This is a genomic window from Micromonospora sp. GCM10011542, assembly GCF_042650685.1.
Lineage (GTDB): Bacteria > Actinomycetota > Actinomycetes > Mycobacteriales > Micromonosporaceae > Micromonospora.
The window spans coordinates 1-13,305 of the sequence record NZ_JBHSBO010000052.1 but is presented as its reverse complement, the minus strand read 5'-3'; the positions used below and the strand labels follow the sequence as shown (position 1 = coordinate 13,305).

Sequence of the window (13,305 nt, the reverse complement as noted above, 5' to 3'; positions counted from 1 at the left end):
GCGGCGAACCCACCGCCCGGGGTGATCCGATCGAGGTCCGCAACGGTAGTTCCGCAATAGGTGTTGCGTAACTATCGTTGCGGATGGCAGCCTGAGCGAATGGGAAGCCCGGACGTACGCCAGGTCACCGACTCGCGAGTGCTGGCCGCGATGGCCCACCCGCTGCGTCGCCGGTTGATGGACGTGCTCAAGGTGCACGGGCCGTCGAGCGTCGGCCTGCTCGCCGAGCGGACCGACCAGGCGCCCGCCAACGTCAGTCACCACCTCAAGGTCCTCGCCGCCGCGGAGCTGGTCACCGAGGCGCCCGAGCTGGCCCGCGACCGGCGCGAACGCTGGTGGCGGCTGGTCAGCCGGGGGCTGAGCTGGTCCAACGCCGACTTCGACGCCGACCCCGCCGCCCGTGCGGTGGCCGACGCCGCCACCTCGCTCAACCTGGACCGCCACGTCGCGCTGGCCCGGGCCTGGCACGCCGCCGACGAGTCGGCACAGGCCGCCTGGGTCGACAGTCCCTTCTCCACCGACCGCTGGCTGCACCTCACGCCGGACGAGCTGGCCGAGCTCAGCCGCGAGATTATCGACCTGCTGGCCCGCTGGGCCGACCGGCAGATCCCCGACGACGACGGCGACCGCCAGCCGGTCTTCGTGTTCGTCCACGGCGTTCCGGCTCGGCCGTGAGCACGGCCACCCGCGTCACCCCGGCCCCGTCGGCCGGCGGGTTGCTGCGGCACCGGGACTTCCGGCTGCTCTGGACCGGTCAGGCGGTCAGCAGCGTCGGCAGCAACGTCTCCACCGTCGCGCTGCCCCTGGTGGCGGTCGCCGTACTCGACGCCGGCGCGTTCCAGGTGGCGGTGCTCACCGCCGCCGCCTGGCTGCCCTGGCTGCTCATCGGCCTGCCGGTCGGCGCGTGGGTGGACCGGCTGCCGCGCCGGCCCGTGATGCTCGCCTGCGACCTGGTCAGCGCGCTGCTCTTCCTCAGCGTGCCGCTGGCCGCGGTGCTGAACCGGCTCACCGTCGGGCATCTGCTCCTGGTAGCGCTCGGCGCGGGCGCCGCGCGGGTCTTCTTCGAGACCGCCGACCAGGTCTACCTGCCGGTGCTGCTGCGCCCGGAGCAACTGCCGGAGGGCAACGCGAAACTGCACGCAACCCAGACCATGAGCTACGTCGTCGGGCCGGGCATCGCCGGCCTGATCGCCCAACTGGCCGGGGCGGTCGCCGCGCTGCTGCTGGACGCGCTCACCTTCCTGGTCTCCGCGGCGTGCCTGCTGCGGATCCGCACCGTCGAGCCGCGCCGGCGGCGGGCGGACCGGTCGAGGTCCCTGCGCCGCGACATCGCCGAGGGGCTGCGCTTCGTCGCCCGCGACCCGTACCTGCGGGTGCTCACGGTCTTCGGAGCGGCCAGCAACATCGGACTGACCGGTTACCAGGCCGTCCTGGTGGTCTTCCTGGTCCGCGACCTGCGGCTCGCCCCGGGCCTGGTCGGCGTCCTGGTCGCGGTGATGAGCGCCGGCGGGATCGTCGGCGCGCTGTCGGCCACCACCCTCGCCCGACGCTTCGGAACCGCACGGGCCATGCTGCTCGGGGCGGCCTTCACCGGCCCGCCCGCGCTGTTGATCCCGCTGGCCGCGCCCGGCGCCGGGTTGCTCTGGCCGGCGCTCGGCGGGGTGCTGATCGGGCTGGGCGTGGCGATCGGCAACGTGGTCAAGGGCAGCTTCCGGCAGACGTACACGCCGCACCACCTGCTGGGCCGGGTGACCGTGAGCATGCACATGCTCAACTTCGGCACCATCCCACTGGCGGCCGTGCTGGCCGGTGCCCTGGGCGCACGCTACGGCGCCAGGACGGCGATCTGGGTGATGACCGCCTGGCTGGCGCTGACCCCGCTGATCCTGCTGGTCGGGCCCGTCCGGCGGCGGCGGGACCTGCCCGCCGCCCCGGCGGCCTCCTGACTGTGCTGCGGCGGCGGCCGGCGACCGGCCGCCACCACCGGCACGGAGCTACATCGGGCGGACGTTGTCCGCCTGCGGACCCTTCTGCCCCTGGGTCACCTCGAACTCGACCTTCTGGCCCTCGTTGAGCTCCCGGTAGCCGCTCGACGCGATGGCGGAGTAGTGGACGAACACGTCCGGCCCTCCACCGTCCTGCTCGATGAAGCCGAAGCCCTTTTCCGAGTTGAACCACTTAACCGTGCCGGTTGCCATGCATATCTCCTTGTTCAAAGCGGCTGATCGTCGGTCTCCCGACCGATGATCGCCCGTACCTCCCCGACAGTAACGGTCAAAACCCGGATCCGCCGGCCGAAGTGCCGCACGTTCTTTGGTGAACTCTCCGTACCGGCATCGCGAAAGCCGCCCTGGGCCATCTCCACTGCGGCATGCTTGCGGCGATGAGGGGTGCCGCAGCCGCCGCGCTGTCCGAGCTGGAGCGCGAAATCGACGCGCCGGGCGGCGGGCTGGACCGGCTCCAGTTGGTGCCCACCCCGTTCGTGCCGGAGGTGCGTCTGCACCTCGCCGAGGACGCGATCGTCTGGTGGGCCCGGATGGAGGCGTACGCCGGGCACGCCCTGCCACCGCCCTACTGGGCCTCCGCCTGGGCCGGAGGGCAGGCACTCGCCCGGCACCTGCTCGACCATCCCGAACTGGTGGCCGGCCGGCGGGTGCTCGACCTGGCCACCGGCTCGGGGCTGGTGGCCATCGCCGCCGCACTGGCCGGCGCCGAGCGGGTGGTCGCCAACGACATCGACCCCTGGGCCGTCGCGGCCGTCACGGTGAACGCCCGGGCCAACCGGGTCGCCGTCACGGCCACCGGCAGCGACCTGCTGGACACCGGCCCGACCGAGGTGGACCTGCTGCTCGCCGGTGACGTCTTCTACAGCCGCGCGATGGCCGACCGGGTGCTGCCCTTCCTGCGACGGGTGGTGGCCGCGGGCGCCCAGGTGCTGGTCGGCGACCCGGGCCGCGAGCACCTGCCCGCAGAGGGGCTCACCGTACTGGCCAGCTATCCGGTGCCGACCACCGAACCGTCGGTGGACTCGCCGGTGCGCCGGGTGCAGGTGCTGAGGCCGGCCTGACACCGGCCCCTCTCAGGGACGACCCCGAGCCGGATACCAGGGGTCGGTGGGGGATGCGACCCGATGTCCGTGGTGCACCGGCGGCCATAGCGTACGGAGCATGACGGATTGGCTGACCCAGGTCGGAGAACTGCCCACCCTGCTGCTGATGGGGGCGCTCGGGGTGGTCATGCTCTTCGACGCCGTCCCGCTGCTGGGCGTCCTGATCCCCGGCGACGTGGCGATCCTGGCCGCGGTCGGGGTGGGCCGCCCGGCCACCGGGCTGGCGACCTTCACCGCGGTGCTGGTCGGCTGCCTGGCCGGCTGGTCGCTGAGCTTTCTGATCGGTCGCCGGTACTCCGATCGGCTGCGGCGTAGTCGGGTCGGCGGCTGGATCGGTGAGGCGCGGTGGACGGCGGCGGAGGGGATCCTGCGCCGCGGTGGCGGCCGCATGGTGGTGGTCGCGCCGTTCCTGCCGGTGTTCAACGCCCTGCTGCCGCTGGCCGCCGGCGGGCTGCGGATGTCGTACCGGCGGTTCCTGGGCTGCGCCGCGCTCGGCGCGACCGCCTGGGCCGGTCTCTACCTCGCGCTGGGCACCGCCTCCCGGTCACTGGCCGGGCTGCTGCCGGGGGAGTCCAGCCCGATGCTGTTCACCATGGCGGTGGGGCTGGTGCTGGCCGCCGCCGTGCTGGTGGGGACGCGGCGGCGGCTGCGTGCGGTGACCGGCTGAGCGGGGGCTCTGGGCGTGTCGGGCCCGGCGTGGTTGCGGTTGGGGGCGGGGGCCTGCTGTGCCCGGCTCCGGGCGGTCAGGCTTGATCCCATCCGCCGGGCACGGCAGGCCCCCGCCCCGTCGTGCTGGCGGCTCGTTCGTTGGTGCCGGACCCGCCTGCGCTTAATTGATCTTTTGGGTGGATGTCGGTTCTCGCGTTACCAGCCGCGGGCTCGCCACTGAGGCAGGGCTGGACGTTCGGCGCCGATGGTGCTGTCCGCGCCGTGCCCCGGGTAGAACCAGGTCTCGTCCGGTAGCCGGTCGAAGAGCTTGTGCTCCACGTCGTCGATGAGCGCCGCGAAGCGCTCCGGGTCCTTGTCGGTGTTGCCGACGCCGCCGGGGAAGAGGCTGTCTCCGGTGAACAGGTGCGGAGTGCCGGTCGGGTCGCGGTAGAGCAGCGCGATCGAGCCCGGGGTGTGTCCCTTGATGTGGATGACCTCCAGCGCGCAGTCGCCGACCGGCACGGTGTCGCCGTCGGCCAGCCGCTCCGCCTCGATCGGCAGCCCGGCCGCGTCGTCGGCGTGCACCAGCGCCCGGGCGCCGGTCTTGGCCACCACCTCCTCCAGCGCCACCCAGTGGTCCATGTGCTGATGGGTGGTCACCACGGCGGTGAGCCCGCCGTCGCCGATCAGGTCGAGCAGCCGCGGCGCCTCGTTCGCCGCGTCGATCAGCACCTGCTCGCCGGTGGCCGTGCAGCGCAGCAGGTACGCGTTGTTGTCCATCGGACCCACCGACAGCTTGCTGATGGTGAGCCGGTCGAGCTCCCGCACCGCCGGTGCGCCGCCGGGGGTGACGTCTCCGCTGTAGGTCATCAGGTCTTCTACATCCATTCCGGTGGGTTCGGCAGGGGACCGTCGGGGGTGACGGCGAGCCCGTCGCCGCCGTCCCGGCCGATCAGCCAGGCGGCGAGGTCGGGGGCGGGACCGGCGATGGTCGGCGCGTCGGCCCGCCCGCCGATCACCAGCTCGTGCCGGCTGCCGTCGAAGCGCAGCACCATCGACGGCGGCGCCGGCCGGTCGGCGAGGTCGGCGGCGACCTCGTGCAGCAGCCGGTGGGCGAACGCCTCCGACCAGTCGGCCGTCCGGTAGGCGGCGGCCAGGTCGAGATGGTGCACCTCGATCTCGCGTAACCGGCTCCAGACCAGCAGCGCGGCGACCTTCGGGCCGCGCGGCGTCTGCACCGTCGCCGTCCAGGACTGCGGGCTCATCGCGGCCGCCGCCTCGGTGAGCCGGTCCGCCGAGCGGCGCAGGTCGTCCAGGTGGGTGGCGGGTGGCCGGGCGGCGCCGGCCTCGATGTCCGCGGCCCGGGCCGCCGACGAGGCGTACATCGGCAGCGGCTCGCCGGTGCGGGCGGCGGTGAGGAGGTTGACGAAGCCGTCGGCGTTGCGCGCCAGGTGCGCCAGCACGTGGCCGCGCGTCCAGCCCGGCAGCAGCGACGCGGCGGCGAGGTCCGCGCCGTCGAGGGCGGCAGCGGTACGCAGCAGCCGACTCGTCGCGTCGTCGACCTCGCCCATCAGCAGCAACGGATCCGTGGTCACGCACCGACCCTAGCGGTCCATCGGCACCTCGTCGTCGGGGAAATCGCTTTCGGCGCGCCGCCGTGCGCCCTACCGTCGGCGGCAGATGCGGCACCGGGACGTCGGACGGAGGTGGTGATCATGCCGGACGTGGCACGCGTGTTCCGCCATCACCAGCTTCGACACCGATGAGGATGCCATGACGATCGATCTGACCGCGCTCGGCTGGGACGCCGAGCGGGCGGCGTACGCCCGGCGCCGCCGCGACCACCGACCGGGCCGGGTGGCCCGGGTCGACCGGGGGGTCTGCACCGTGCTCGCCGCGGACGGCCCGGTCCGGGCCAGCCTGGGCGGGGCGGTGCTGGCCGCCGCCGCCCGCGACCTCTCCGCGCTGCCCTGCGCGGGGGACTGGGTGCTGCTGGCGACCTGGCCCGACCGCCACGTCACCGTGGAGTCCGTGCTGCCCCGGCGGGCCGCGCTGATCCGCCGTACCGCGGGTAAGGACGCCAGCGGGCAGGTCCTGGCCGCCAACCTGGACGCCGCCGCCGTGGTCGAGCCCGTGCACCCGTCGCCGGACGTCGGGCGGATCGAGCGGCTGCTCTCCCTGGCCCACGAGTCCGGGGCCCGGCCGCTGGTGGTGCTGACCAAGGCCGACCTCGCCGCCGACCCCCGCGCGATCGCCCGGCAGCTCGCCTCCGTCGCGCCCGGGGTGCCGGTGCTGCCGGTCAGCGCCGAGCGCGGTGTCGGGCTCGACCCGCTGCGCGCCGAGGTGGCGCCGGGCCGCACGCTGGGCCTCCTCGGGCCCTCCGGCGCGGGCAAGTCGAGCCTGGTCAACGCACTCGCCGGGGCGGTGGTGATGCCGACCCAGGCGATCCGGCGGGTCGACGGCAAGGGCCGGCACACCACCACCTGGCGGGCGCTGGTGCCGATCCCCGGTGGCGGCGCGGTGATCGACACGCCCGGGGTACGGGCGGTCGGCCTGCTGGACGGCGCGACCGGGCTGGATCGGGCCTTCGCGGACATCGCGGGGCTGGCCGAGGGCTGCCGGTACGCCGACTGCGGGCACGACGGTGAGCCCGCCTGCGCGGTCCGCGAGGCGCTGGACAGCGGGGAACTGCCCACGCGGCGCTGGGAGAGCTGGCGCCGGTTGCAGGGAGAGGTGGCGCACGAGAGCCGGCGGCGGGAGGCGCGGCTGGCCGCCGAACGGCGCGGAGGGTGGCGTTCGGCCCGACGTCGCGCGGCCCGTCCGCCGGCGCCCGGGGGCTACTGACCCGGCCGGCCAACCGGTCTGAGCTGGGGGAATGTGCGGGCGAGGGAAACTGTCGTACCTCGGGGCTAGAGTTGCCGAGGCGCCTTTCTCGCGCCCGCACAACCGCTCAGACCCACCGCAGAGCGGACAGATCCTCCTCATCTTCTGCACCCGGGAGTACACGCACCGTGGCCGACCGACTGATCATCCGTGGCGCGCGCGAGCACAACCTGCGTGACGTCAGTCTCGACCTGCCCCGGGACGCTCTCATCGTGTTCACCGGGCTGTCCGGGTCGGGCAAGTCGAGCCTGGCCTTCGACACGATCTTCGCCGAGGGGCAGCGCCGCTACGTCGAGTCGCTCTCCTCGTACGCCCGGCAGTTCCTCGGCCAGATGGACAAGCCCGACGTCGACTTCATCGAAGGGCTCAGCCCGGCCGTCTCCATCGACCAGAAGTCGACCTCGCGCAACCCGCGCTCGACGGTCGGCACCATCACCGAGGTCTACGACTACCTGCGGCTGCTCTTCGCCCGCATCGGCGAGCCGCACTGCCCGGTCTGTGGCGAGCGGATCTCCAAGCAGAGCCCCCAGCAGATCGTCGACCGGGTCCTCGCCATGGCCGAGGGCACGAAGTTCATGGTGCTCGCCCCGGTCATCCGCGGCCGCAAGGGCGAGTACGTCGACCTCTTCGCCGAGCTGCAGGCCAAGGGCTACGCCCGCGCCCGGGTCGACGGCGTGGTGCACCCGCTGACCGAGCCGCCCAAGCTCAAGAAGCAGGAGAAGCACACCATCGAGGTGGTGATCGACCGGCTCACCGTCAAGCCGAGCGCCAAGCAGCGGCTGACCGACTCGGTCGAGGCGGCGCTCGGTCTCTCCAGCGGCCTGGTCCTGCTCGACTTCGTCGACCTGCCGGAGGACGATCCGGACCGCGAGCGGCGCTACTCCGAGCACCTGGCCTGCCCGAACGACCACCCCCTCGCGATCGAGGATCTCGAGCCGCGGGTCTTCTCCTTCAACGCGCCGTACGGCGCCTGCCCGGAGTGCACCGGCCTGGGCACGAAGAAGGAGGTCGACCCCGAACTGCTGGTGCCCGACCCCGAGCGCACCCTGCGCGAGGGCGCCATCCAGCCCTGGGCCACCGGGCACAACCTGGAATACTTCCTGCGCCTGCTGGAGGCGCTGGGTGAGGCGCAGCACTTCGACGTCGACACGCCGTGGCGGGCCCTGCCCTCGCGGGCGCAGAAGACGATCCTGCACGGCTCCGACGACCAGGTGCACGTGCGCTACCGCAACAAGTACGGCCGCGAGCGCTCCTACTACACCGGCTTCGAGGGTGTGGTGCAGTGGATCGAGCGCCGGCACTCCGACACCGAGTCCGAGTGGTCGCGCGACAAGTACGAGGGCTACATGCGCGACGTGCCCTGCGCGGCCTGTGGCGGGGCCCGGCTCAAGCCGGAGGTGCTCGCGGTCACCCTGGCCGGCAAGAGTATCGCCGAGGTCTGCAACCTGTCGGTGGGTGAGTGCGCTGAGCTGCTGGCCGGCATCGAGCTGACCGACCGGCAGAAGCTGATCGCCGAGCGGGTGCTCAAGGAGATCAACGCCCGGCTGCGGTTCCTGCTCGACGTCGGCCTGGACTACCTCTCCCTGGACCGGCCGGCCGGCACCCTCTCCGGCGGCGAGGCGCAGCGCATCCGGCTGGCCACCCAGATCGGGTCCGGTCTGGTGGGCGTGCTCTACGTGCTCGACGAGCCGTCGATCGGCCTGCACCAGCGCGACAACCACCGGCTGATCGAGACGCTGATCCGGCTGCGCGGGCTGGGCAACACGCTGATCGTGGTGGAGCACGACGAGGACACCATCCGCACCGCCGACTGGATCGTCGACATCGGGCCGGGCGCCGGCGAGCACGGCGGCAAGATCGTGCACAGCGGTTCGGTGCCGGCGCTGCTGGAGAACCCGGAGTCGGTGACCGGGGCGTACCTATCCGGGCGCCGGTCCATCCCCACGCCGGTCAAGCGTCGTCCGCAGGACCCCGACCGGGAGCTGGTGGTGCACGGGGCGCGGGAGCACAACCTGCGCAACCTGACCGTCTCGTTCCCGCTCGGCCAGCTGATCGCGGTCACCGGGGTCAGCGGCTCGGGCAAGTCGACGCTGGTCAACGACATCCTGTACGCCGTCCTGGCCAACCAGATCAACGGCGCCCGGCTGGTGCCGGGCCGGCACACCCGCGTCGGCGGCCTGGAGCACGTGGACAAGGTCGTCGGCGTGGACCAGTCGCCGATCGGCCGCACGCCGCGCTCCAACCCGGCCACCTACACCGGTGTCTGGGACCACGTCCGCAAGCTCTTCGCCGAGACCACCGAGGCCAAGGTGCGCGGGTACGGCCCGGGCCGGTTCTCGTTCAACGTCAAGGGCGGGCGCTGCGAGGCGTGCTCCGGCGACGGCACCATCAAGATCGAGATGAACTTCCTGCCCGACGTGTACGTCCCCTGCGAGGTCTGCAAGGGCGCCCGGTACAACCGGGAGACCCTCGAGGTGCACTACAAGGGCAAGACCGTCTCGGACGTGCTGGAGATGCCGATCGAGGAGGCGGCCGAGTTCTTCTCGGCCATCCCGGCCATCCACCGGCACCTCAAGACCCTGGTCGACGTCGGCCTGGGCTACGTCCGGCTCGGCCAGCCGGCGCCGACCCTCTCCGGCGGTGAGGCGCAGCGGGTCAAGCTCGCCTCCGAGCTGCAGAAGCGCTCCACCGGGCGGACGGTCTACGTGCTCGACGAGCCGACCACCGGCCTGCACTTCGAGGACATCCGCAAACTGCTGATGGTGCTCGAGGGCCTGGTCGACAAGGGCAACACGGTGATCACCATCGAGCACAACCTCGACGTGATCAAGACGGCCGACTGGCTGATCGACATGGGCCCGGAGGGCGGCCACCGGGGCGGCACCGTGCTCGCCACCGGCACCCCAGAGGAGGTCGCCGAGGTCGCCGAGAGCCACACCGGCCAGTTCCTGCGCCAGGTGCTCAAGCTCGACGGCGAGGCCAAGGGCGCGGCGGCGGCCACCGGGCGGGCCGCCCGGGCCAACGGCACCACCAAGGCGCGGGCTTCGCGCAAGGTGCCGGCCGGCGCACGCTGACGTCGAAGCCGAACAGGGGCGGTGTCCGACCGGACGCCGCCCCTGACCGTTCTCGGCGTGGACTTTTCGCGGCGGGCCGTCGCGGTTCGGGTGGTTCGGGGCGCGGGTCAGGTCGGGAGCACCGTCCCCGTTCGGGCGGTGCGGGCCCGGTCGCGAGGGCGGGTCCATTTCCGGGGTCGGGGCGGTGCCCGGGTGAACCATCCGGCACAGTTGCGCGTGTTGAGGAATGTGGCCGGGGGGATCGCGACCGGTGCAGCGGCCGAGAGAGAGGCGAGGCATGAGTGACGATCAGGTGCTGACCGAGCCCGGGACGCAGACCCGTCGCGCCCTGCTCACCGGGGTCGGCGCGGTCGGCGCGGCCGTCGTACTGGCCGCCTGCGGCAGCGACGACACCGGCGCTGGTGACGGCGGCGCCCCCACCAGCGGCGGCCCGGCGGTGCCCAGCTCCGGTGACGCCGGCGGCGGCGACCGGCAGGGCGCTCAGTCGCTCGCCACCACCACCGACATCCCGGTCGGCGGCGGCGCGGTCTTCGCCGCTCAGGGTGTGGTCATCACCCAGCCGAGCGCGGGGCAGTTCAAGGGCTTCGACCCGATCTGCACCCACCAGAACTGCCCGGTGTCGAACGTCGACGGCGGCACCATCAACTGCACCTGCCACGGCAGCAAGTTCTCGATCGAGGACGGCTCGGTGAAGGCCGGCCCCGCCACCCGGCCCCTTCCGGCCAAGAACATCAAGGTGACCGGCGACCAGATCTCGCTCGCCTGACGGCGCGGGGGCCGGCTCGCCGGATCACCCGGCGGCCGCCCGCCCCGCCGTCCGCGCTCGCGGGTCCTGCCGTCGCGCCGGGCCCGGTGATCGACTCGGTTTCCTGAAATTCGGGGTGTCTGGCGCCACGTGACACCCCGACATCCGGGAGGTCGAGTCGATCTAGCGTCTGCGGTGCCCTGTCGGTGGCCCGGACTAGGCTTGCTGCCGTGGCTGACCCCTCGACCTACCGTCCCGCGCCCGGCACCATCCCGGAATCACCGGGGGTCTACCGCTTCCGTGACGGCACCGGCCGGGTGATCTACGTCGGCAAGGCGAAGAACCTGCGCAGCCGGCTCAACTCGTACTTCGGCGACATCTGGAACCTGCACGAACGCACGCGGCAGATGGTCACCACCGCCGAGTCGGTGGACTGGATCACGGTCGGCACCGAGGTCGAGGCGCTCCAGCAGGAGTTCACCTGGATCAAGCAGTACGACCCGCGGTTCAACGTCCGCTATCGCGACGACAAGTCCTACCCCTACCTGGCCGTCACGCTCGACGAGGAGTACCCGCGGCTGCAGGTGATGCGCGGCGCCAAGCGCAAGGGGGTGCGCTACTTCGGGCCGTACTCGCACGCCTGGGCGATTCGGGAGACCCTCGATCTGCTGCTGCGGGTGTTCCCGGCGCGGACCTGCTCCGCCGGCGTGTTCAAGCGGGCCGGCCAGGTCGGCCGCCCCTGCCTGCTCGGCTACATCGGCAAGTGCTCGGCGCCCTGCGTCGGCAGCGTCTCCGCCGACGAGCACCGGGCCATCGTCGACGGCTTCTGCGACTTCATGGCCGGCCGCACCGACACCATGGTTCGCAAGATCGAACGCGAGATGACCGAGGCCAGCGAGCAGTTGGAGTTCGAGCGGGCCGCCCGGTTGCGCGACGACGTGGCCGCCCTGCGCCGGGCCATGGAGAAGCAGACCGTGGTGCTGGGCGACGGCACCGACGCCGACGTGGTGGCGTTCGCCGACGACCCGCTCGAGGCGGCCGTGCAGGTCTTCCACGTCCGCGACGGCCGGGTCCGCGGCCAGCGTGGCTGGGTGGTGGAGAAGACCGAGGAGCTGACCACCGGCGACCTGGTGCACCACTTCTGCACACAGGTCTACGGCGGCGAGCACGGCGAGGCCGACGTGCCCCGCGAGCTGCTGGTGCCCGAGCTGCCCGCCGACGCGGACGCGCTGGCCGACTGGCTCTCCGCCCACCGTGGCAGTCGGGTGTCGCTGCGGGTGCCGCAGCGGGGCGACAAGCGTTCGCTGATGGAGACGGTGGAGCGCAACGCCAAGGACGCGCTGGCCCGGCACAAGCTCAAGCGGTCCGGTGACCTGACCACCCGGGGCAAGGCGCTCGACGAGATCAGCGAGGCGCTGGGCATGCGCACCTCGCCGCTGCGCATCGAGTGCTTCGACATCTCGCAGATCCAGGGCACCGACGTGGTGGCCAGCATGGTGGTCTTCGAGGACGGGCTGCCCCGCAAGAGCGAGTACCGCCGGTTCATCGTGCGCGGCGCTACCGACGACCTCTCCGCCATGTCCGAGGTGCTGCGCCGGCGCTTTGCCCGCTACCTCGACGCCCGGGCCGAGACGGGCGAGGTGGGCGTGGAGTCGGCCGACGACCCGGAGGCTCCGGTGGACGCCGACGAGCCGCGGATCGGCACCCTGGTCGACCCGACGACCGGGCGACCGCGCAAGTTCGCGTACCCACCGCAGCTGGTGGTGGTCGACGGCGGCGCGCCGCAGGTGGCGGCGGCCGCCCAGGCCCTCGCCGACCTGGGCATCGACGACGTGGCGCTCTGCGGGCTGGCCAAGCGGCTGGAGGAGGTGTGGCTGCCCGACGACGAGTTCCCGGTCATCCTGCCGCGCACCTCGGAGGGGCTCTACCTGCTGCAACGCGTCCGCGACGAGGCGCACCGCTTCGCCATCACCTTCCACCGCCAACGCCGGTCCAAGCGGATGACGGAGTCGGCGCTGGACACCGTGCCCGGGCTCGGGGAGGTGCGGCGCAAGGCGCTGCTGCGGCACTTCGGCTCGCTGAAGCGGCTCTCCGCGGCGACCATCGAGGAGATCACCGAGGTGCCCGGGGTTGGTCGGCGCACCGCCGAGGCGATCCTGGCCGCCCTCGACAAGGGCGCGAAGACCACCGAGGACGCCGAGGCGACACCGGGTTCGTGATCCCGCCGGCGGCGTCGGACGCCGCCACGCCCCCGGCGCCGGGGGTCGAAGGTAGGGAAAGCGCAGAGATCGTTCGATCGACTCGTCTGTGCCGACTTGGTCACGATGTCCGGATCGCCGCACCGCCCCGCGCGGAGGTCTGTCCGGAGGTGGGCCCCGTGGCCGGGGCCACCCGGCGGGTGGAATCGGGGGTGGGCCGGGGTCGTTGTACCTGGCAGACCACCGTGGCTCTCCGGCCCGGTGCACCGGCAGCCGCCGGGAACACCCGGCCGCCCAGCACGGTTACACCCACGGACACCCGAGCAGGCCAGCGCCGCCGGGCAGTTCCCCCGAACTCCCCTTTCGCATGTGGTGCGCCGCCCCCGTGTGCGTGCCGCATGTACCCCCGAATGCAGAGGAGCACGCTGACATGCGTACCGATCTGATCCGTAGGACCGCTGTGACCGCCGCTGGTCTCGCGTTCGCCGGTGGCGCCATCGCCGCCCCGATCACCCTCGCCTACGCGGCGTCGGACGCCAAGCCGGCCACCCAGTCGCAGGCCGACCGTAAGCCCGCCAGTGAGCGGCACAGCAGTGAGCGTCAGCTCGGTGTGCGCTACGAGGCGCAGCCGAACTTCTACTACTGCGG

The 13,305-nt window shown here is 72.7% G+C and carries 12 protein-coding genes and 1 pseudogene; 9 read left to right on the top strand and 4 right to left on the bottom strand.

From position 1 onward, the window contains the following. Nucleotides 1–99: 99 nt before the first annotated feature. Nucleotides 100–675, top strand: a complete 576-nt coding sequence (locus ACFOW4_RS19665; RefSeq protein ID WP_377529768.1) for an ArsR/SmtB family transcription factor — start codon at nt 100–102, stop codon at nt 673–675. Beyond that, complete coding sequence (locus tag ACFOW4_RS19660; RefSeq protein ID WP_377529766.1) at nt 672–1,946, top strand: MFS transporter; 1,275 nt, start codon at nt 672–674, stop codon at nt 1,944–1,946. The genes ACFOW4_RS19665 and ACFOW4_RS19660 overlap by 4 nt, the downstream gene beginning before the upstream one ends. A 48-nt stretch (nt 1,947–1,994) precedes the next feature. On the opposite strand, the gene ACFOW4_RS19655 is transcribed toward ACFOW4_RS19660, so the two are convergent. Together ACFOW4_RS19655 and ACFOW4_RS19650 are read right to left on the bottom strand one after the other, a co-directional pair. Next, nucleotides 1,995–2,198, bottom strand: coding sequence for a cold-shock protein (locus ACFOW4_RS19655; protein WP_007462771.1), 204 nt, complete (start codon nt 2,196–2,198; stop codon nt 1,995–1,997). 14 nt (nt 2,199–2,212) lie between these two features. Then, nucleotides 2,213–2,365, bottom strand: a complete 153-nt coding sequence (locus tag ACFOW4_RS19650) for a hypothetical protein (RefSeq protein ID WP_377529763.1) — start codon at nt 2,363–2,365, stop codon at nt 2,213–2,215. Nucleotides 2,366–2,383: 18 nt separating this feature from the next. Here ACFOW4_RS19650 and ACFOW4_RS19645 point away from each other — a divergent pair, with 18 nt between their 5' ends. Both ACFOW4_RS19645 and ACFOW4_RS19640 read left to right on the top strand, forming a co-directional pair. Further along, nucleotides 2,384–3,067: a class I SAM-dependent methyltransferase gene (locus ACFOW4_RS19645; protein WP_377529761.1), complete on the top strand. Its 684-nt coding sequence runs from the start codon at nt 2,384–2,386 to the stop codon at nt 3,065–3,067. 100 nt (nt 3,068–3,167) lie between these two features. Beyond that, on the top strand, nt 3,168–3,776 hold the full coding sequence (locus tag ACFOW4_RS19640) for a DedA family protein (RefSeq protein WP_377529759.1): 609 nt from the start codon (nt 3,168–3,170) through the stop codon (nt 3,774–3,776). Nucleotides 3,777–3,973: 197 nt separating this feature from the next. Here the strand turns inward: ACFOW4_RS19640 and ACFOW4_RS19635 are convergent, their stop codons facing one another. Together ACFOW4_RS19635 and ACFOW4_RS19630 are read right to left on the bottom strand one after the other, a co-directional pair. After that, nucleotides 3,974–4,627, bottom strand: a complete 654-nt coding sequence (locus ACFOW4_RS19635) for an MBL fold metallo-hydrolase (protein WP_377529757.1) — start codon at nt 4,625–4,627, stop codon at nt 3,974–3,976. Nucleotides 4,628–4,635: 8 nt separating this feature from the next. After that, nucleotides 4,636–5,352, bottom strand: coding sequence for a maleylpyruvate isomerase family mycothiol-dependent enzyme (locus ACFOW4_RS19630; RefSeq protein ID WP_377529754.1), 717 nt, complete (start codon nt 5,350–5,352; stop codon nt 4,636–4,638). A 178-nt stretch (nt 5,353–5,530) separates the two neighbouring features. On the opposite strand from ACFOW4_RS19630, the gene rsgA reads away from it, so the two are divergent. The 5 genes and pseudogenes from rsgA to ACFOW4_RS19605 all read left to right on the top strand — a co-directional run. After that, nucleotides 5,531–6,601 carry a ribosome small subunit-dependent GTPase A gene (gene rsgA, locus ACFOW4_RS19625; RefSeq protein WP_377529752.1) on the top strand — a complete coding sequence of 357 codons (1,071 nt, stop codon included), beginning with the start codon at nt 5,531–5,533 and terminating at the stop codon, nt 6,599–6,601. Nucleotides 6,602–6,768: 167 nt separating this feature from the next. Beyond that, the gene (gene uvrA, locus ACFOW4_RS19620) at nt 6,769–9,714 is read left to right on the top strand and encodes an excinuclease ABC subunit UvrA (protein ID WP_377529750.1); all 2,946 of its coding nucleotides are present in this window, start codon (nt 6,769–6,771) and stop codon (nt 9,712–9,714) included. Nucleotides 9,715–9,991: 277 nt separating this feature from the next. Beyond that, complete coding sequence (locus ACFOW4_RS19615; RefSeq protein WP_377529748.1) at nt 9,992–10,480, top strand: Rieske (2Fe-2S) protein; 489 nt, start codon at nt 9,992–9,994, stop codon at nt 10,478–10,480. 209 nt (nt 10,481–10,689) lie between these two features. Next, on the top strand, nt 10,690–12,678 hold the full coding sequence (gene uvrC, locus ACFOW4_RS19610) for an excinuclease ABC subunit UvrC (protein WP_377529745.1): 1,989 nt from the start codon (nt 10,690–10,692) through the stop codon (nt 12,676–12,678). Between the two features lie 409 nt (nt 12,679–13,087). Further along, a pseudogene (locus ACFOW4_RS19605) lies at nt 13,088–13,305 on the top strand (phytochelatin synthase); the annotation flags it as partial.